This window comes from Agrobacterium sp. MCAB5, from assembly GCF_052114365.1.
Taxonomy (GTDB): Bacteria; Pseudomonadota; Alphaproteobacteria; order Rhizobiales; family Rhizobiaceae; genus Agrobacterium; species Agrobacterium tumefaciens.
In genome coordinates, this window is the sequence record NZ_JBFREP010000210.1 from 1 (window position 1) to 505 (window position 505).

Consider the following 505-nt stretch of genomic DNA (forward strand, 5'->3'; position numbering starts at 1 on the left):
TCCGACAGTGTCAGCAGACAGCGCCGCGTGGTGGCGCGGTCAAGGCCTGCGATGTCAGCGGCATCTGATATGGACAGGCGCGGGCGCTCGGCGCTGAACGCCTCGATCACCTTCAGCCCCTTGGCGAGACCGCCCATCATGTCTCTTTCATTGACGGCCATGTCACGCTCCATTTGTGCGATATACGAACAAAAATCATATAACGCACAAAATTGTTGCCGTCGAGGCGGATTCGGATTTAGCTCTGCGCCAAGCAGCCTTGCGAGTTCCCATTGCTGGGCTGGATGGAGGATTGATATGGACAAGACAATCAAAAGCGCGGCTGATGCCATTTCCGGTATCGGCGACGGCGCGACGGTGATGATCGGCGGTTTTGGCGGCTCCGGCGCGCCCATCGAGCTGATCCACGCCCTGATCGACAAGGGACCGAAAAACCTGACGGTCATCAACAACAACGCCGGCAATGGCCGTATCGGCATTGCCGCAATGATCGATGCGGGCATGG

At 58.4% G+C, this 505-nt stretch carries 2 protein-coding genes; one reads left to right on the forward strand and one right to left on the reverse strand.

The annotated features are described in order from the left end of the window. Positions 1-161, reverse strand: a 161-nt coding sequence (locus AB4Z23_RS28265; protein ID WP_441361280.1) for a helix-turn-helix domain-containing protein, incomplete at its 3' end; no start/stop codon positions are given. Positions 162-297: 136 nt separating this feature from the next. Between AB4Z23_RS28265 and AB4Z23_RS28270 the strand changes: the two genes are divergently transcribed. Continuing rightward, on the forward strand, positions 298-505 hold a 208-nt coding region (locus AB4Z23_RS28270; protein WP_441361279.1), incomplete at its 3' end, for a CoA-transferase.